We start from the raw sequence: 18628 nt of genomic DNA on the forward strand, positions 1-18628 counted from the left end.
ACATAAGAACAGGGGAACTGGACATGGCTGACGTGGAACTGGCTGAGGTGGAATTGGCAACCGGCGGCACGATCGAGCCCGTGCTGTCCGTGCGCAATCTGACGACGTCGTTCCGGGTCGGTCCGGAGTGGCGTTCGGTGGTGCGCAACATGAGCTTCGATATTGCGCCGAGGGAGACGGTTGCGATCGTTGGCGAGTCCGGCTCCGGAAAAAGCGTCACGTCGCTGTCGGTCATGCGGCTTCTGCCGTCGGCCTCGAGCCGCATCGAGGGCAGCGTCAAGCTGCAGGGGCGCGAACTGCTGACGCTCGAGCCGGAAGCCATGCGCCGGGTGCGCGGCAACGAGATCGCGATGATTTTCCAGGAGCCGATGACCAGTCTCAATCCGATTTTCCCGATCGGCAAGCAGATCGCCGAGGCGATCACCTGCCACCGGAATGTCTCGAATGCAGAGGCCAAGGCGGAAGTGCTGCGCCTGCTCGACAAGGTCCGCATTCCGAATTCGAAGAGCCGCTTCGACGACTATCCGCATCAGTTTTCCGGCGGCATGCGCCAGCGGGTGATGATCGCCATGGCGCTGGCCTCCAAACCGAAGCTGCTGATCGCCGACGAACCGACGACCGCGCTCGACGTGACTATCCAGGGACAGATCCTCGATCTTCTCAAGACGTTGCAGGACGAGGAAGACATGGCGGTGCTGTTCATCACCCATGACATGGGTGTGGTGGCCGAGGTGTCCGACAGGACGATCGTGATGTTCCGTGGCGAAGCGGTGGAGACAGGAACCACGGACGCCATCTTCAATCGTGGCACACATCCCTATACGCGGGCGCTGCTCTCGGCTGTGCCGAAGCTCGGCTCGATGGGCGGGCGGGAGCGGCCGATGCGCTTCCCGGTGATCGACATCAAGAGTGGCGAAACGCTGGTGCCGGAAACCGAAGCCGCCGGCGTTGACGTGGCCAGCCGACCGATCCTCGAAGTGAAGAACATGACCACGCGCTTCGATATCCGTTCCGGTCTGCTTGGTCGCAAGAGCGGCGCGGTGCATGCCGTCGAGAACGTCTCCTTCGATCTCAGGCCGGGCGAGACCCTGGCGCTGGTGGGTGAATCCGGTTGCGGCAAGTCGACCACCGGTCGCTCGATCACCCGGCTGGTCGAGCCGAGCTCTGGCCAGATCTCGATGGACGGTTACAATGTAGCGTCGCTTGACAGCATGGCGCTGCGGCGCATGCGGCGCAGCATCCAGATGGTGTTCCAGGATCCGTTCGCCAGCCTCGATCCACGGATGAGCGTCGGCCAGGCGGTGATGGAACCGTTCATCGAGCACCAGCTCGGCAGCAAAGCGCAGGCGCGCGAAAAGGCGGCCAACCTGTTGGAACGCGTCGGTCTCGGCGCTGATATGATGCCGCGCTATCCGCACGAATTTTCCGGCGGCCAGCGCCAGCGCATCGCCATTGCCCGCTCGCTGATGCTCGATCCGAAGGTGATCATTGCCGACGAGGCCGTCTCGGCGCTCGACGTTTCGATCAAGGCGCAGGTGTGCAATCTGCTGCTTGATTTGCAGCAGAGCTTCAATCTCGCCTATCTGTTCATCAGCCATGACATGGCGGTGGTCGAGCGGGTCAGCCACCGGGTGGCTGTCATGTATCTCGGCGAAATCGTCGAGATCGGGCCGCGCCAGGCGGTGTTTGAAAACCCGCAACATGCCTATACGAAGAAGCTGATGGCCGCCGTGCCGGTGCCGGATCCCTCGCGGCGGCGGGCCAAGCGCAACCTGTCGACCGACGAAATCAAGAGCCCGATCCGGCCGCTCGGTTTCAAACCGCCGGTGCGGCAATACCGCGAGGTCGCAGCCGGTCATCTTGTCCAACTGTAGACTGTGGCTGACGCCAAGGTTTATTTGCGATTTTGTCCGGCGTTAATCCAACATCCGTCATTGTCTGGCGATAAGGCTCCGGTAAACGAAGCAATCGGGACAGTGCAGGAATGAAGCATGATTGATGCGGATGGCGGGCTCGCCGACGAACCCTTGTCGGCGGACAGGAACGGCAAACGTGGGCGACGTCTCTCCGAGATTCTTTCTGACATCGCTCTGGATGTCGAGCGTTCGCGGGTATCCGTTTCCGATCTCTTCACCGCGATGGGTGACCGTGCCTTTGGTGCTTTGCTTTTGATCTTCGCACTGCCGAATGTCGTTCCGACGCCGCCGGGTACGTCTGCGATCACCGGTGCACCATTGGTGTTCCTGGCGGCGCAATTGATGCTGGGTCAGTCGCCGTGGCTGCCGAAGATCATCGCCAACCGTTCGATGGCGCGCGAGGATTTCGCTGCGATCGTCCGGCGTATTTCTCCCTGGCTGGCGCGTGGTGAGCGCATGCTGCGCCCGAGGCTGACCGTTCTTGTCTATCCGCCGGTGGAGTATGTGACGGGACTGCTCTGCCTGATCCTGGCGATCATTCTGGCGCTGCCGGTGCCGCTCGGCAATATCCTGCCGGCCATTGCCATTTGTCTGTTCTCGTTCGGGATTCTGGAGCGGGATGGGCTCTGCATCCTGTTCGGATTTATCACATTCGTGCTATCGCTGGTGGTGGTTGCGGGCGTCTTGTTTGCGATCGTGAAGGGGTTCATCCTGCTGCTGTCCGCGATGTTTTTCTAACCTGCCAACCATAGGTGCCATCATGTTGATCTCGCTCTATCAGATGCAGCCGATTTCCGGCGATGTGCCGGGCAATATCGGCAAGATCGCCCAGGCGGCGATGGCTGCGGCCGAAATGGGTGCGGATGTGCTGGTCACGCCGGAGCTCGGCACCAGTGGCTATGCGCTCGGAGCGCGGTTTGCCGAGGTGGCGGAAACGCGCGATGGGTCGATCATCGAAGCGCTCAGCGAGATTGCCGCCGATTGCGGCCTTGCCATCTGCGCCGGCTTTCCCGAGCGTGATGGCGATCAGGTGTTTAACTCCGCCGTGGTGGTGCGTCCCGACGGTTCGCTGGAATTCTACCGCAAGGGCCATCTCTATGGCGATGGCGAGCGCGCAGCCTTCGTTCCAGGCGCCGATAGCCCGCATGTGTTTGATCTCTTCGGCATCAAGACCGGCATGCTGATCTGCTACGATGTCGAGTTCCCTGAATATGTGCGGACGCTGGCTCTGGCCGGTGCCGAACTGGTGCTCGTGCCGACCGCGCTGCCGGCAGGTATCATCAGCCGGCGGGTTGCCGACATGGTCGTGCCGACGCGCGCCTTCGAAAATGGCCTCTTCCTCGTTTATGCCGATCTTTGCGGCACCGAAGGCGCGCTGTCCTATACCGGGCGCTCGGTGATCCTCGCTCCGGATGGCGACGAGTTGGCACGGGCGGGTACCGGGGAAACGCTGCTGGTGGCGAAGGTCGATCTCGGCGCCTATGACGATGCCAAGGCGCAGAACCCCTATCTGACCGACCGGCGGCCCTCGCTCTACCGGCTTGGCTGACATTTGCACATTGCGGTTGTGGCCTGCCTTTCCTACATCAGGCACCGATCCTGAAGGAGACCGCGATGATCCTCGATGCTGCAGCGCTTGCTGCCCGTAACCTGTTTGCCAGCGAAACCCGTTCTGTATTCTGGAAAGTGCTGGGACTGACGGCTCTGGTGCTGATTGCCCTTTGGCTGGCACTTCGGGAAACCTTCATCGCCTATGCCATGCCGTTGATCGACGGTTTCGTTCCGGACCTGCCGGCCTGGGCCGGCTGGCTGAGTTTCGTCTTCGGCATTCTCGCCAGCATCGGGCTTGCGCTCGCCGTGGCGTTGCTGATGTCGTCGGTGACCGCGATCATTGCCGGTCTGTTTCTCGACGATGTGGCGGAGGTGATCGAAAAACGCGACTATCCGGGCGATCCGGCCGGTTTCGCCATGCCCCTGTTGTCCAGCATTGCAACCTCGCTGAAATTCTTCTGCGTCGTCGTGCTCGGCAATCTCGTGGCGCTGATGCTGCTGTTCATTCCGGGCGTCAATCTGATCGCCTTCTTCCTGGTCAATGGCTATCTGCTCGGGCGGGAGTTCTTCGAATTCGCCGCCATGCGCTTTCGCACACCTGCGGAAGCAAAGCTGTTCCGCTCCAAACATGGCGGCACGATCTTTCTCGCCGGGCTGGTGATTGCCGGCTTCCTCGCGGTGCCGATCCTCAACTTGCTTACGCCGCTGTTTGCCGCCGGCCTGATGGTGCATCTGCACAAGCTGCTGAGCGCCCGCGATCCGCAGTTCAGGGTGTAAAAATCACTCGACGCCGCCGATTGTCTGCTGCGGCAGTTCGACCAGCGGCGCCGGGATGTCACAGGTCTTTTCCGCCGACTTGCAGATGTCGGCGATGACGCAGCGTTCGCATTCCGGCTTGCGCGCCTTGCAGCAGTAGCGCCCGTGCAGGATCAGCCAGTGATGGGCGTGGAACAGGTATTGCTTCGGCACGATCTTCATCAGGATGTCTTCGATCGCGTCCGGGGTCTTGGCCGGTGCGAGCCTGATGCGGTTGGCGATGCGCAGGATATGGGTATCGACGGCCATGGTCGGAATGCCGAAGGCCATGGACATGACCACATTGGCCGTCTTGCGCCCGACGCCGGGCAGCTTCACCAGCTCCTCCCGCGTCTTCGGCACGACGCTGCCGAAATCGTCGACAAGCATCCGGCTGAGCGCAATGACGTTCTTCGCCTTGTTGCGATAGAGCCCGATGGTCTTGATATGGTCGCGGACCTTGTCCTCGCCGAGAGCCAGCATCTTTTCCGGCGTGTCGGCCACCTTGAACAGGGCGCGGGTCGCCTTGTTAACGCCGGCGTCGGTTGCCTGGGCGGACAGCGCGACGGCGACGACGAGGGTGAACGGATTGACGTGTTCCAGCTCGCCCTTGGGTTCCGGCCGCTGGACCGAGAAGCGGCGGAAGATCTCCTCCAGCTCGGCGCGGGAATAGGCCGTGCGACGGCTTGTCGCTGCCGATTTTCGTGCCGGTTGATTTGACTTTTTCAAGCTTTGGGTGCTGGATTTCGGCTTCGCAAGGGTCATCGGAAATCTATAGTCGGGCAGGCGGATGGAAGGCAATGTCGAGCAGGCGGCGGAGACGCCGATTTTTGCAGCGGAGCTCACGCCCTATCGATCGCTTGGGCCGAAGGGCTTCCGCGTGCTGCTGGTCCTGACCGGCGGCGTTTGCCTCGTGCATGCGCTGTTCTTCCTGGCGACCGGGGCCTGGCCGATCGGCCTGTTCTTCGGGCTGGATTTCCTTCTGCTCTATGGCGCCTTCCGGCTCAACTACCGGTCGGGCCGGGCGCGCGAGGAGGTCACCGTCTCGCGCAGCAATCTGTCGATCCGCAAGTTCACGCCCGCAGGCCGCATGACCGAGCACCGCTTCAACACGTTCTGGGCGCGGTTCTTCGTGCGCCGCCACGAGGAAATCGGCATCGTGTCGATGCAGGTGACCGGCGAAGGACGGCGCACAGATATCGGCTCCTTCCTCAATCCCGATGATCGCGAGAGCTTCGCCAAGGCGTTTCGCGGCGCGCTGGCGACGGCGAAACAGCGGATCTGAGCGCAAGAAACGGGTGGCGTCGCCGTCCCCGTCGTGGTCAAGTCCCGTCCGAGATGAGGACCAGACCATGACACTTGCGCAGCATATCGACCTTTCCCGTAGCACGGACATCACCCCCGACGGTGGCGATTACGAGACCGTGCGCCAGGTGATCGAGATGCTGACGCTCGACTACCAGAGCCAACCGTCGCTGGAAACGATTGCAGACCGGCTCGGCCAGTCGCCGACGCAATTGCAAAAGACCTTCACCCGCTGGGCCGGGCTTTCACCGAAAGCATTTTTGCAGGCGGTGACGCTCGACCATGCCAAGCGGCTGCTCGGCCGCGAGGAGCTGCCACTCTTGGAAACCTCGCTGGAGCTTGGTCTGTCCGGACCCGGCCGGCTGCATGACCTGTTCGTTACCCATGAGGCGATGAGCCCGGGTGAATGGAAGGCCAGGGGTGCCGGCCTGACTATCCGCTACGGTTATCATCCGTCGCCGTTCGGGGTGGCGCTTGTCATGGCGACCGATCGCGGGTTGGCGGGGCTCGCCTTTGCCGATTTCGGCGGCGAGCGGGCCTGTTTCGACGACATGGCCTGCCGCTGGCCGAATGCGCAATTCGTCGAGGACCAGCTTGCCACGGCGCCTTATGCCGGGCGTGTCTTCGATCCGGCGCGCTGGTCGTCGGATGAGCCCTTGCGGGTGGTGCTGATCGGGTCCGATTTCCAGGTCCGGGTCTGGGAAAGCCTGCTGTCGATCCCGCTCGGCAAGGCCGTCACCTATTCCGACATCGCTGCCAAGATCGGCCAGCCAACCGCAAGCCGGGCAGTCGGGGCCGCCGTTGGCCGCAACCCGATTTCCTTCGTCGTGCCGTGCCACAGGGCGCTCGGCAAAAGCGGCGCGCTGACCGGTTATCACTGGGGCCTGACCCGCAAGCGGGCGATGCTGGGCTGGGAGCAGGGGAAGGCTTAGGGAGCTGTTGGCGATCGCGTTGGCAATTTCCGCTATCCGGTGTAGCGTTGTGACCATCACGCGAAGGACCGTGCCATGCCAATCCGCGATGTCGACTTAACCGAATACCATGAGCAGGTGATCGACCGGCTGGTGGAATCCGGGCGCTATCAGAATGCCAGTGAGGTCATGCGCGAGGGATTGCGGCTGGTTGAACAACGGGAAAATCTGGAAGCGGCAAAGCTTGCAGCGTTACGCGATGCGGCACAGCAAGGATTTGCGGATCTGGATCAGGGACGTTTCATCGATCTACCCGCAGAAGGTCTTGAGGAGCTTCTTGCCGAACTCGGTCTCGAGGCTGAGGCCAAACGTCAAAAAGCGGGGTCCTGAGGTGGATGGCTCAAGTTCGTCTGTCGCAGGCGGCTCGAGCCGATATCGTTGATATCCTGATGTGGACTTCACAGACTTTCGGAGAGGGCGCTCGTCTGCGTTATGAGCGGCTGCTCGGCATAGCCCTGCGTAACCTGTCCGAGGACCCACTGCGTTTGGGGACGGTGGAGCGACCTGAGCTTGGAGACGATATCCGGAGCTATCATCTGAGACATGCACGCGAATGGGCTCGGCTTAAGGGTGTTGTCGTTCAGCGTCCACGACATCTATTGCTCTATCGTATCGCGGGGACTGGCATGATTGGTATTGGCCGCATTCTGCATGATACGATGGAACTGGAACGTCATCGGCCTCGCGATTACGGAGATGGCTGATCAGCCGGGCCAGTATCAGTCCCCACCATCCCCAGCAATTCCCGCGCAGCACTCTCATCCGTGATCAGTGTGTTGCAGCCGATGCGCTTGATCGTGGCGCGGATGGCGACTGCGCGGTGGGCGCCGCCGGAGGAGATGACGATGTGTTTCGCCTTTTTCAGCGTATCGAGATCGACCGACATGACACGCTCATTGATCGGGTGATCGACCGAGTGGCCGTCGGCATCGAGGAAGTTGAACATGGTGTCGCAGACGCAGCCGGCGGCGATCAGTTCCTCCAGCGTCTCGTGGCTGATGAAACCTTCCGACAGCGAGGTCGAATGCGGGCCGATGTCACCGCAGGAGACAATGGCGAGGTCAAGGTTTTCGGCGAGATCATAGAGCGTCTTCAGGCCGCATTTTTCAATCAGCGCCCGCTTGGTGGCAACGGAATCGACCAATAGCGGCGCGAGGAACATGTAACATTCAGCACCAAGCTGGCTCGCCAGCCGCCAGGTGTAGTCGATCGGGTTGGTCTGATGGACGGCGACAATGCCGCCGAGCAGCGAGACGACCTTGCAGTTTTCCCGGCGCGGCGGGCGAAAACCCGACAGCGAGGCAGTCATCGTGCGGCCCCAGCCGACGCCGATCGTGGCATTGTCGGTGACCACTTCGGTGAGGAACTGGCCGAGCGCCAGGCCAACCGCGCTGGCGATCGAGGCGGCATCCTGATTTGCGGGAGAGGGCACCACTACGGCCTCGTCGAGGCCAAACGCCTTTTCCAGCCGCACGGCCAGTTCGACGCAATCGCCGATGCCGTCGCTGATCCAGATCTGCACCTCGGCCCGCTTCAGGGCCTCGTCGAGCATGCGGATGACCGTCGAGCGGCTGATGCCGAGGCGGTCGGCGACATCCTTCTGGGTCAGGCCCTGATTGTAGTAGAGCCATGCCGCCCGCAGGCGCTGCGATGCCGCGTCGGAATAGGTGCTGTGCGTTTCCCGTCTGAGCTTGGCCAAGAGTTGCGGTATCCTGATATTGTCAAAGCGCACTATTTCCCGATATGACACTTATGTCAAATCCGATGAACAAATGTCTTGACTTCCTCCCCCCGCAGTTGCGATAGTCTAGGCTATAATCGCGCGCGTTCATCTTGCCGGTCTTTGCGCCGGATCCTCGGGAACGAATGGCCGTTGAACAGGTTTAACTAAGCAAATTCGAAGGATATCCGCATGACTTCCAAACTCGAACAGCTTCGCGCCATGACGACCGTTGTTGCCGATACCGGCGACATCGAGGCGGTCGCCCGCCTGAAGCCTGTCGATTGCACGACCAATCCGTCGATCGTCCTCAAGGCGCTGGGCACGGATGCCTTTGCCGATGCCTTCAAGGAAGCGATTGCCTGGGGCAAGGCCAAGGGCGGCAAGGATGATGCCGTCGTCGGCGCCATCGCCGACCGTATGGCCATCTCGGTTGGTGCAGCCCTCTCCAAGCTCGTTCCGGGCCGTGTCTCGACCGAAGTCGATGCCGACCTGTCGTTCGACACCAAGGCGTCGATCGAGAAGGCCCATGGCATCATTGCCGGCTACAAGGAACGCGGCATCGAGAAGGATCGCATCCTGATCAAGCTCGCCTCCACCTGGGAAGGCATCCGGGCTGCCGAAGTGCTGCAGAAGGAAGGCATCGACTGCAACCTGACGCTGCTGTTCTCCAAGGCCCAGGCGATTGCATGCGCCGAAGCCAAGGTGTTCCTGATCTCGCCCTTCGTCGGCCGTATCCTTGACTGGTACAAGAAGTCGACCGGCGAAAACTACACATCGGAAACCGATCCGGGCGTGGTCTCGGTGCGCGCCATCTACGATTATTACAAGGCGAACGGCATCAACACGATCGTCATGGGCGCCTCGTTCCGCAATGCCGGCGAAATCGAAGCACTGGCCGGTTGCGACCGCCTGACGATCAGCCCGCAGCTGCTTGACGAATTGAATGCCGCCGAAGGCGATCTTCCGCGCATGCTGTCGCCGGAAAAGGCCAAGGCCGAACCGCTGGTTTCGCTCGACGAAAAGGCGTTCCGCTGGGCGATGAACGAAGATGCGATGGCGACCGAAAAGCTGGCCGAAGGCATTCGTGGCTTTGCCAAGGATCTCGGCACGTTGCGTGGCCAGATTTCCAAGGCGCTTTCCGCTTAAGGCCTGCCCCATACCTCCAGAAAGGCGCTGCGATCCACCCGCGGCGCCTTTTTTTGCATTCACCAGCCGACGATGTTCAAGGTCTGCGCGGCCGGTGCGGGCGACCCGGATCGTTCGGAAGCGGGATCGGAATGATCGGCTGGATCTCCAGCCGCCGGTCATCATAAGGCATGAAGCCGGCATCCTCGAGCAGGAAGCGGCCATCGACCCAGCCGGAAATGCGCGGTCGATCGACGGTTGCCACGCGGCACCAGTATCCACCCCGGCTTTCGCGGCAGTTCAGCCGTTCGATCGGCGATCCCTCATCCAGCATGTGGATGACGCGGAAGTTCGGGCCGGCGCCGGAATAGACGGCAAGCCGGGCTCCGGGCGGCAGGCCTTGCACATGCCAGAGATAGGTATCCATCATCTGGCCGCCGCCGAGATCGGGCGCCGGGATCACCTGCGGTTGCTGGGCGAGCACAGGAGCAGCCGGGATCATGCCCAGGCCGATGAGCGATGCGGCAGCCACGATGGCAGTGCGGCGCGTCTTTGCTGCCAGGCGAATGCGGTTGCGCATATGGTACTCCCTGATGATTCCACCCGCATGATACGGGGTAGGCCCGCGCTATGCCACCGGTTTGGCCGTTCAGGGTAAACGGGTGGGCGCATACGCCATCGTGCGTTGCGGAAGCGGTGAACTTGCGGCCGACACCAGCATGCCACCCTCAAAGCAGCTCTCAAAGCCCACTTCAAACCATCCCAAACCCCATTCCCACGGGGATGAGTTTTCCAAATCGCCCAACGTTTTCAATAAAACGCACCCCATTTCATCCCCCTGGTTTTGAGCCGTGCGATACTCTTCCCCGTTCCGCTTTCGGATACACCGGGTATTGCGAGCCCGGCGAAGCGGAACCGGTGCCGGAGGGCGCGGCTGTCGCTGGCCAGATCCTCCGGGCCGGATGCAACGGTCTCCCTCCGGTGGAGGGATGGTGGATGGCAAAGACCTCGGATGGTTTGAGCCAACCTCGATCCCAACGGCCATCGGACGTGCCTAAGCGGCACACAAACAAGGCGCCGGATCCGGTCAACGGGTGCGGTGACAAAGACGGCGGGAGCTGCGGCGACAATGCCAAGGCTCCCCGGGCGAGGGTCAGGTCGGGATGTGCGCACATCCGCCGAGAACCTGAAACCTCCCGGGCACCCGGCCAGGACGTTTCGGCAAGAGACGTTTCGGACCCAAGCCCGGTTGACGGTGAAACGCTTGGTTTCGCCGGCCAAAGCCGCCTTGCCAGAGAGACGCATGCAACCGGCAAAAATCGCCGAACGGGGCGCCGGAAGGAGCCATATAAATTATTCATACAGGTTGCTTCTGGCGCCCTGTCCGAGACTGACACGCTATCCCCGGAGGAGGACAATCCGACCGGTGGTTTGGCATGCGATTTTTGAAGATTTTGATTTTACCCCGGCAACGCATTCAACGCTGCCGGCGGCATGGGTGGCTGGATTGTCATCCCCGGGTGTTTCGCCTCAATGGGCGATCATCACATGGCGGACGGCGGTATAGTCCTCCAGCGCATAAACCGACATGTCCTTGCCGTAGCCCGACTGCTTCAGGCCGCCATGCGGCATCTCGTTGCACAGCATGAAATGGGTGTTGATCCAGGTGCAGCCGTAGCGCAGCTTGGCGGCCGTCTGCATGGCGCGCGAGATGTCCTTGGTCCAGACGGACGAGGCGAGGCCGTAGTCGCTGTCATTGGCCCAGGTGACCGCCTGATCGACATCCGAGAAACGGGTGACGGAGACGACCGGGCCGAAGACTTCGCGGCGAACGATCTCGTCGTCCTGCAGGGCACCGGCGATGACGGTCGGGGCATAGAAGAAGCCCTTGTCCGAGCCGAGCTTGCCGCCGGTCACCACTTCCATGTGCTTGTGTTCGGAGGCGCGGGCGACGAAGCTTTCGACGCGGTCGCGCTGGCGCTTGGAGATCAGTGGGCCGATCTCGTTTTCTGTGTCGTCGGCCTGGTTGTATTTCAGTGTCGAGACGGCGGAGGCGAGGTCAGCAACGAATTTTTCGTAGACCTTGTCGGCAGCATAGATGCGGCAGGCGGCGGTGCAGTCCTGGCCGGCATTGTAGTAGCCGAAGGTCCGGATCGCCGAGACGACGGCGTCGATATCGGCGTCGTCATAGATGATGACAGGGGCCTTGCCGCCGAGTTCGAGATGGGTGCGCTTGACGGTCTTGGCAGCGGCCGCCAGCACCTTCTTGCCGGTGGCGATATCGCCGGTGATCGACACCATTGATATCTTCGGGTGGTTGATGATCGCGTTGCCGACGCTTTCGCCGCGGCCGAGCACGACATTGACCACACCTTCCGGCAGGATGTCGGCCATCAGCTTGGCCATTTTCAGCGCGGTCAGCGGGGTCTGTTCCGACGGCTTGAAGACGACCGTGTTGCCGGCGGCAATTGCCGGGGCCAGCTTCCAGGCCATCATCATCAGCGGATAGTTCCACGGCGCGATCGAGCCGACGATGCCGATCGGATCGCGGCGGATCATCGAGGTGAAGCCGGGTAGGTATTCACCGGCGGCCGGCGCCTGCAGCGTGCGGATCGCGCCGGCGAAGAAGCGGTAGCAGTCGACAATGGCCGGGATCTCGTCGTTGAGCACGGCATTGATCGGCTTGCCGCAGTTCAGCGCTTCGAGCGTGGCGAAACCCAGCGCGTCCTTTTCCACGGCGTCGGCGATGGCGAGAAGATAGGCCGAGCGCTGGCCGGGTGTGGTGGTCGACCATGACTGGAAGGCTTTGTCGGCTGCATCGACAGCGGCGTCGATCTGGCCAAGCGACGCTTCGGCCAAATCGAGGATCATCTCGCCGGTCTTCGGGTTGAGGATCTTTTCCTCGATCTCGGTGCCGGCCTCGAATTTCGCGCCGATCAGCATCTGGGTGTCCATGTCGTTCTCCCTCGTTTTTGACGGTTATTTGCCACTGCCGGACACCTGGTCGGTGTCGCGGGTGAGATAAAAGGCGGCCAGGATCGGCAGGAATGTGACGATCACCACGACCATGGCGACGACGTTCGTGACAGGTCGCTGGCGCGGGCGGATCAGTTCTTCCAGCATCCAGATCGGCAATGTCGATTGCTGGCCGCCGGTAAAGGTGGTGACGATGACCTCGTCGAAGGACAGGGCGAAGGCAAGCATGCCGCCGGCCAGAAGTGCCGTCGCGATGTTCGGCAGGATGATGTAGCGGAAGGTCTGGAAGCCATCGGCACCGAGATCCATCGACGCTTCGATCAGCGAACCTGAGGTGCGGCGGAAGCGGGCCACCGCATTGTTGTAGACGACGACGACGCAAAAAGTGCCGTGGCCGAGAATGATCGTCCACATCGAGAACGGGATCTCGCCGAGCGAAAAGGCCGAGCGCAGGGCGATGCCGGTGATGATGCCGGGCAGGGCGATCGGCAGGATGACAAGCAGCGAGATCGCTTCGCGGCCGAAGAATTTCGTCCGGGCCACGGCGGCGGCGGCCAGCGTGCCGAGCACCATCGCGATCAGCGTTGCGATGGTGGCGACCCTGACCGACAGCCACAGTGCTTCCCAGATGTCGGGACGGTTCCAGGCAATGGCGAACCACTTGGTGGTCAAGCCCGGCGGCGGCCACTGGAAGCTCTTTTCCTCGGTGGTGAAGGCGTAGACGAAGATCAGCAGGATCGGCAGATGCAGGAAGGCGAGGCCGCCTGCGGCTGCCAGTTTCAACGGCAGACCTGCCGCATTGGGACGATCAGAGCGCATCGAAGGCCCCCATGCGTTTGGCGATCGTCAGGTAGATGCCCATGATGACGATCGGCACGACCGAGAAGGCGGCGGCGAGCGGGATATTGCCGGCCGTGCCCTGCTGGGCATAGACGGCCTGGCCGATGAACAGCCGCGACGAGCCGATGATCTGCGGGATGATGTAATCGCCCAATGTCAGCGAGAAGGTGAAGATCGAACCGGCGACGATGCCGGGCAAAGCGAGTGGAAACAGCACATGACGGAAGGTCTGGCGTGGGTCGGCGCCGAGATCGCCCGATGCCTCGATCAGGTTGCCGGGCACGCGTTCCAGCGCTGCCTGGGTCGGCAGGATCATATAGGGCAGCCAGACATAGACGAAGACGATGAAGGTGCCGATATAGCTGATCGACAGGGAGTTGCCGCCGATCACCGGCGTCGCCAGAACGCCGTCGAGCAGCCAGGTCAGATGCAGCTTGGCAAAGATCCAGGTGAGGATGCCTTCCTTGGCGAGGATCAGCTTCCAGGCATAGATCTTGACCAGATAGCTCGACCAGAGCGGTAGCATGATGCCGAGATAGAAGATGGCCTTCCATTTTCCGGTGGCATAGCGGGCGGCATAATAGGCGATCGGGAAGGCAAGCAGTGCCGAGGCGAGCGTCACCGAGATGGCCATCAGCAGCGTGCGCAGGATGATGTCGAAATTCGACGGGATCAGCAGTTGCCTGTAGGTCGACAGTGTGAATTCGTAGGTGATCAGGCCGGAGAAGTCATCGATGGCAAAGAAGCTCTGCAGCAAAAGCGCGAGCAGCGAGCCGACATAGATGATGCCGAGCCAGAGCAGGGGCGGCACCAGCATCAGGACCAGCAGCAGGTTGGGCCTCCGCCAGAACAGATCCGAGAGCCGCCCCGCCAGGCCGTTGCGGCCGGGAAGAATGGCGGTGGTGGGGGCCATGCTCATGCCAGGTCCTCCATGGTGTGGAGGTCGCTTTGCTGCCAGGTGATGCGGGTGGTTTCGCCGGGGTTCGGCACGGGCTGGCCGGCCGGGACCACGACGCAGAGCGGCAGGTTGCCGACATCGAGGAACAGGCGGGTTGCGCTGCCGAGGAAGCTTTTCGAGCGCACCGTCGCGGGGATGCCGCCGTCGGCACTCAGGCGGATCGCTTCGGGCCTGAGGCTCGTCCATCTGGCCTCGCCGCCGAGCTTTGCCATGTCGGCCGGGGCAATGACATTCGAAGAGCCGACGAAATCGGCGACGAAGCGGGTCTTTGGTCGGTTGTAGATGTCTTCCGGCGTGCCGGCCTGGACGATCCGGCCGTCGTTGAAGACGGCGACGCGGTCGGCCATCGACAGGGCCTCGCCCTGGTCGTGGGTGACGAAGACAAAGGTGATGCCGAGCGCGCGCTGCAGGCTCTTCAATTCCTCCTGCATCTGCTCGCGCAGCTTGAGATCGAGCGCGCCGAGCGGCTCATCAAGTAGCAGGACCTTCGGTTTGTTGACCAGCGCCCGGGCAAGCGCCACGCGTTGCCGCTGGCCGCCGGAAAGCTGGCCGGGTTTGCGGGTACCGTAGCCGGGCAGCTTGACCAGTTCGAGCGCCTTTTCGGCTTCGCGCAGACGCTCGGTCTTGGCCACGCCCTTGACCATCAGGCCATAGGCGACATTGTCGAGAATGCTCAGATGCGGGAAGAGGGCGTAGTCCTGGAAGACCGTATTGACGTTGCGGCGATAGGGCGGCACGCCGCCGGCCTTTTCGCCAAAAATCTCGATTTCGCCACCGGTTGGCTGTTCGAAGCCGGCGATCAGGCGCAGGCAGGTGGTCTTGCCGGATCCCGACGGGCCGAGCATGGCGAAGAACTCGCCGGGTTCGATGGTCAGGTCGACCGCGTCGACAGCTTTGACGGTGCCGAAATGGCGCGACACCTTCGTGAAGGAAACGGCAGCGGTCATGGGGACTCCGGCTCCATCTCTCCCCTTGCGGGAGAGAATGTGATTTCAGCAGCTTAGCGTCAGCTAAGTGCCAGAAATCGCAAGAGAGGGGGGGGGTAGGCTTGCCCCTCTCTTGCAAAATCTAACGCTTAGCCTCGCTTCGCTCGGCTAATTCGTTGATGTTGCTTTCTCCCCCGCAAGGGGGGAGATACAGAGACTACCGACCGCCGATCACGCCGATATAGTCGGAGACCCAGCGGTGGTAGGGCACGCACTCGCCGGTGCTGCACTTGCTGGTCGGGGTGCGCCAGAACTTGATCTGGTCGAAGTTGTCGAAGCCGTTGGTCTTGCAGCCTTCGTCACCGTAGAGCGCATTGCCCTTGCAGGCAGCCGGGACGGAGGGAACGGTGCCGAACCAGGCGGAGACGTCGCCCTGGACCTTCTGCGACAGTGAATGCTCCATCCACATATAGGCGCAGTTGGGATGTTCGCTGTCGGCATGTAGCATGGTGGTATCGGCCCAGCCGGTCACGCCTTCTTCCGGGAAGGTAGAGGCGATCTTGGTGCCTTCGGCCTTCATCAGGTTGACCTGGAACGGCCAGGAACCGGAGGCAACGACACCTTCGTTCTTGAAGTCGTCGATCTGGATCATGGCGTCGTGCCAGTAGCGACCAACCAGCTTGCGCTGGCCGCGCAGCAGGTCGAGGGCGGCCTTGTACTGGTCCTCGTTCAGCTCGTAGGGGTCCTTGATGCCGAGTTCCGGCTTGTGCTTCATCAGGTAAAGGGCGGCGTCCGCGACATAGATCGGGCCGTCATAGGCCTGGACGCGGCCCTTGTTGGACTTGCCGTCGGGGAGGGTCTGCTCTTCGAAGACGACGTTCCAGCTCTTCGGCGCTTCATCCTTGAAGGCGTCGGTATTGTACATCAGGACGTTTGCGCCCCAGACATAGGGTGTGCCGTAATGCACGTCGTTGACGGTATGCCACGGCGCATTCTGCAGGCGCTCGTCGATGGTGCTCCACGAAGGAATGAGTGCCGTATTGATCGGCTGGACACGCTTGCCGGCAACCAGGCGCAGCGAGGCGTCGCCGGAGGCGGTGACGAGGTCGAAGCCGCCTTCGTTCATCAGGGCGACCATTTCGTCGGAGGTGGCGGCGGTCTTGACGGTGACCATGCAGCCGGTCTTCTTTTCGAACTCGGTGACCCAATCGTAGTTCTTGTCGGTCTCGCCACGCTCGATATAGCCGGCCCAGGCGACGATCGAGAGTGCGCCTTCGCCGGCACCGAGCACCTGCAGCGGCTCCTGGGCGACGGCGGCGGAGGTGATACTCAGAACTGAGGCAAGGACGGTGCAGGACTTCAGAATGGACTTCATCGCGAGGTCTCCCGGTTTTTGAGGGGCCGCATTTTCACGGCGTTTTGTTCCCGGTTTTGAAGGTGGCGTTAAAAAGCCGCATTCGCAAATTCATTCGTCAGAATGATGGTATCGGTTTTTCCGATATCGACGATGAATTATCCGCGAACGCGTCCACTGCGGGTCGCCTCGGCGATGCCGACGAAGTCGCGGGCGGCCTGGGGCAGGCTCGAGCCCTTGCGCCAGACCATGCCGACCTGCACGACGGGAAGGGCGCCGGAGACATCGCGGCTTTCGATGCGGTCGCCTTCCAGCGACCAGGGGCGGTAGACGAGATCGGGCAGAAGTGCCACGCCGGCGCCTGTCGCGACCAGGCTGCGCACTGCTTCGACCGACCGCGTGCGGAAGGCGACATGCGGGCGGGCGCCGAGAGCCGAGAGAAGCTTGCCGGTGTTTTCCTCGATTTCATCCACCGTCAGCATGATCAGCGGTTCCTTGGTGATGTCTGCAATCGAGATGATGTCGGCCGACACCAGCGGATGACCGATCGGCAGCCAGAGACGGTAGGGCGAGGTTTCGAGGATTTCCGCCTGCAATGCCAACCGGTCGCGCAGGTTGGAGATGACCATGACGGCGACATCGAGTTCGCCGCCGACCAGGAGGTGCTCGAGATAGGAGCCATTGTCCTCGATCGCCGAGACCTCGACGCCGGGGCAGGCGCGGCGGTAGCGGGCGAGAAGATCGGACAGGACGTAACCTGCGACCAGCGAGGTGACGCCTATATTCAGCGTGCCGCCGGTATTGTTCTTGGTTTCGGCAAAGGAGTTGCGCGCATCCGAGACGGTTGCGAGGATCTTGGTCGCGTGGCGGAGGAACTGGTGGCCGTTATAGGTGATCGACAGGCCGCGTGGGTGGCGATCGAACAGTTCGACCCCGAGATCGCCTTCCAGTTCCTTGATCGCTTCGGTCACGGAGGACTGGGAAATCGACAGGTTCTGGGCGGCGCGGGTGATCGAGCCCAGTTCTGCGACGGCGACGAAATATTGCAACTGACGAATGGTGAAGGCCATGGCAACTATACAGCATGGAGATGAGGCTTCGAACAAGGGGCGTCAGCACTTGTCAGGTTGCAGGGCAGCCATGAATTTCTGGACTAGGCAAATGGCGTCATGGGTGTAGGATCAAACGGCTGCACTGCAGGTTCGTGCACCGCCATCCCGTTTCATACCCCCAAAGCATCCGTATCCCATCATGAAATCGACGCCGCTCGGCTATACCTTTACCTTCCTCGCCTTTTCCGTCTTCGCCATTCAGGACGGCATCTCCAAACACCTGGGGGCAAGCTATTCGCCGGTGCAGGTTGCGATGGTGCGCTACTGGGCTTTTGTCGCTTTCGCCCTGTTCCTGGCCAGCCGCGCGCCGGGAGGACTGGCCGCTGCGGTGGCAACCAAGCGGCCGCTCTTGCAGGTGCTTCGCGGTCTCATCCTGTTTTCGCAGATCCTGATCTCGATCGTCGCCTTCACCAAGGTGGGACTGGCGCAAAGCCAGGCGATTTTCGCCGCGGGCCCGATTTTCGTCGCGCTGCTCTCGATGCCGATCCTGGGCGAAAAGGTCGGCTGGCGCCGCTGGACGGCGATCGTCTTCGGGCTCGTCGGGGTGGTGATCATGCTCTCGCCGACGGCAGGCGGCTTCAACGTCTATATCTGGCTGCCGTTGATCTGCGCCGTGCTCGGCGCGGTCTACGGTATCGCCACGCGTCTGGTCAGTCGTGACGACCAGCCGTCGACCTCATTTTTCTACCTGGCGATCGTCGGCTTCATCGGCGCAAGCCTGCTTGGGCCGTTCTTCTGGGTGCCGTTCGCGGCGATAGACTGGGCCTGGATGGGTGGGCTCTGCTGCACGGGCATTGTCGGGCATTTCGCCCTGATCCGGGCCTATGAGAACCTTGATGCGGTGATCGTCCAGCCGATTTCCTACTGGCAATTGGTCATCGGCGCGGTGATCGCCATTTCCGTCTTCGGCGAAGTCCTGCGCTGGAACACGGTGGTCGGTGCGACAATCGTCGTCGGCGCAGGCTTGTTCACCGTCTGGCGCGAATGGGTGGTCTCCCGCCGTGTGCGCCGGGCCGAGGAAGAGGCGCGCGTGTAACGGTTTCCGACAATCACGCAAGACGGTTGGTGGAACTGCT

The 18628-nt window shown here is 62.0% G+C and carries 19 protein-coding genes; 10 read left to right on the forward strand and 9 right to left on the reverse strand.

Annotated features, from left to right (window positions below; all coding sequences use genetic code 11):
* Nucleotides 1-23 precede the first annotated feature (23 nt).
* The 4 genes from GVK95_RS12480 to GVK95_RS12495 all read left to right on the forward strand — a co-directional run bounded on the left by GVK95_RS12480 (nt 24) and on the right by GVK95_RS12495 (nt 4244).
* Nucleotides 24-1874 (forward strand): ABC transporter ATP-binding protein, encoded by a 1851-nt coding sequence (locus GVK95_RS12480; RefSeq protein WP_159950022.1) that lies wholly within the window; start codon nt 24-26, stop codon nt 1872-1874.
* Nucleotides 1875-1991: 117 nt separating this feature from the next.
* Nucleotides 1992-2654, forward strand: a complete 663-nt coding sequence (locus GVK95_RS12485) for an exopolysaccharide biosynthesis protein (RefSeq protein ID WP_159950024.1) — start codon at nt 1992-1994, stop codon at nt 2652-2654.
* 22 nt (nt 2655-2676) lie between these two features.
* Complete coding sequence (locus GVK95_RS12490) at nt 2677-3465, forward strand: carbon-nitrogen hydrolase family protein (protein ID WP_159950026.1); 789 nt, start codon at nt 2677-2679, stop codon at nt 3463-3465.
* A 65-nt stretch (nt 3466-3530) separates the two neighbouring features.
* The gene (locus GVK95_RS12495) at nt 3531-4244 is read left to right on the forward strand and encodes a sulfate transporter family protein (protein ID WP_159950028.1); all 714 of its coding nucleotides are present in this window, start codon (nt 3531-3533) and stop codon (nt 4242-4244) included.
* Between the two features lie 3 nt (nt 4245-4247).
* Here the strand turns inward: GVK95_RS12495 and nth are convergent, their stop codons facing one another.
* The gene (nth, locus tag GVK95_RS12500) at nt 4248-5027 is read right to left on the reverse strand and encodes an endonuclease III (protein WP_159950029.1); all 780 of its coding nucleotides are present in this window, start codon (nt 5025-5027) and stop codon (nt 4248-4250) included.
* A gap of 25 nt (nt 5028-5052) precedes the next feature.
* Between nth and GVK95_RS12505 the strand changes: the two genes are divergently transcribed.
* From GVK95_RS12505 to GVK95_RS12520, 4 genes are all read left to right on the forward strand, one after another.
* Nucleotides 5053-5547 carry a DUF2244 domain-containing protein gene (locus GVK95_RS12505; protein ID WP_159950031.1) on the forward strand — a complete coding sequence of 165 codons (495 nt, stop codon included), beginning with the start codon at nt 5053-5055 and terminating at the stop codon, nt 5545-5547.
* Between the two features lie 67 nt (nt 5548-5614).
* Nucleotides 5615-6499, forward strand: coding sequence for a bifunctional helix-turn-helix domain-containing protein/methylated-DNA--[protein]-cysteine S-methyltransferase (locus GVK95_RS12510; protein ID WP_159950033.1), 885 nt, complete (start codon nt 5615-5617; stop codon nt 6497-6499).
* A 75-nt stretch (nt 6500-6574) separates the two neighbouring features.
* A complete protein-coding gene (locus GVK95_RS12515; protein WP_159950035.1) occupies nt 6575-6868 on the forward strand; it encodes a type II toxin-antitoxin system ParD family antitoxin in 294 nt (97 codons plus the stop codon).
* A 5-nt stretch (nt 6869-6873) separates the two neighbouring features.
* On the forward strand, nt 6874-7242 hold the full coding sequence (locus tag GVK95_RS12520) for a type II toxin-antitoxin system RelE/ParE family toxin (protein WP_159950037.1): 369 nt from the start codon (nt 6874-6876) through the stop codon (nt 7240-7242).
* On the opposite strand, the gene GVK95_RS12525 is transcribed toward GVK95_RS12520, so the two are convergent.
* Nucleotides 7227-8237, reverse strand: coding sequence for a sugar-binding transcriptional regulator (locus GVK95_RS12525; protein WP_159950039.1), 1011 nt, complete (start codon nt 8235-8237; stop codon nt 7227-7229). The two genes, GVK95_RS12520 and GVK95_RS12525, sit on opposite strands and share 16 nt — an antisense overlap.
* A gap of 213 nt (nt 8238-8450) precedes the next feature.
* Between GVK95_RS12525 and tal the strand changes: the two genes are divergently transcribed.
* Nucleotides 8451-9407 carry a transaldolase gene (tal, locus tag GVK95_RS12530; RefSeq protein ID WP_159950041.1) on the forward strand — a complete coding sequence of 319 codons (957 nt, stop codon included), beginning with the start codon at nt 8451-8453 and terminating at the stop codon, nt 9405-9407.
* Between the two features lie 76 nt (nt 9408-9483).
* Here the strand turns inward: tal and GVK95_RS12535 are convergent, their stop codons facing one another.
* From GVK95_RS12535 to GVK95_RS12565, 7 genes are all read right to left on the reverse strand, one after another.
* On the reverse strand, nt 9484-9966 hold the full coding sequence (locus tag GVK95_RS12535) for an SH3 domain-containing protein (protein WP_159950043.1): 483 nt from the start codon (nt 9964-9966) through the stop codon (nt 9484-9486).
* 950 nt (nt 9967-10916) lie between these two features.
* Nucleotides 10917-12341: a gamma-aminobutyraldehyde dehydrogenase gene (locus tag GVK95_RS12540; protein WP_159950045.1), complete on the reverse strand. Its 1425-nt coding sequence runs from the start codon at nt 12339-12341 to the stop codon at nt 10917-10919.
* 24 nt (nt 12342-12365) lie between these two features.
* The gene (locus GVK95_RS12545) at nt 12366-13181 is read right to left on the reverse strand and encodes an ABC transporter permease (protein ID WP_159950047.1); all 816 of its coding nucleotides are present in this window, start codon (nt 13179-13181) and stop codon (nt 12366-12368) included.
* Nucleotides 13171-14121, reverse strand: a complete 951-nt coding sequence (locus GVK95_RS12550) for an ABC transporter permease (RefSeq protein ID WP_159950049.1) — start codon at nt 14119-14121, stop codon at nt 13171-13173. The genes GVK95_RS12545 and GVK95_RS12550 overlap by 11 nt, the downstream gene beginning before the upstream one ends.
* Nucleotides 14118-15107: an ABC transporter ATP-binding protein gene (locus tag GVK95_RS12555; RefSeq protein ID WP_159950051.1), complete on the reverse strand. Its 990-nt coding sequence runs from the start codon at nt 15105-15107 to the stop codon at nt 14118-14120. Before GVK95_RS12555 ends, GVK95_RS12550 begins: the two co-directional genes overlap by 4 nt.
* Before the next feature lie 196 nt (nt 15108-15303).
* Nucleotides 15304-16461: an ABC transporter substrate-binding protein gene (locus tag GVK95_RS12560; RefSeq protein ID WP_159950053.1), complete on the reverse strand. Its 1158-nt coding sequence runs from the start codon at nt 16459-16461 to the stop codon at nt 15304-15306.
* Between the two features lie 137 nt (nt 16462-16598).
* Nucleotides 16599-17510, reverse strand: a complete 912-nt coding sequence (locus tag GVK95_RS12565; protein ID WP_159950055.1) for a LysR family transcriptional regulator — start codon at nt 17508-17510, stop codon at nt 16599-16601.
* Nucleotides 17511-17691: 181 nt separating this feature from the next.
* Here GVK95_RS12565 and GVK95_RS12570 point away from each other — a divergent pair, with 181 nt between their 5' ends.
* Nucleotides 17692-18588, forward strand: a complete 897-nt coding sequence (locus GVK95_RS12570) for a DMT family transporter (RefSeq protein WP_159950057.1) — start codon at nt 17692-17694, stop codon at nt 18586-18588.
* The last annotated feature ends 40 nt before the right edge of the window (nt 18589-18628 follow it).

Origin of the sequence: Rhizobium sp. 18065 (genome assembly GCF_902706095.1) — a bacterium.
Classification (GTDB): domain Bacteria; phylum Pseudomonadota; class Alphaproteobacteria; order Rhizobiales; family Rhizobiaceae; genus Allorhizobium.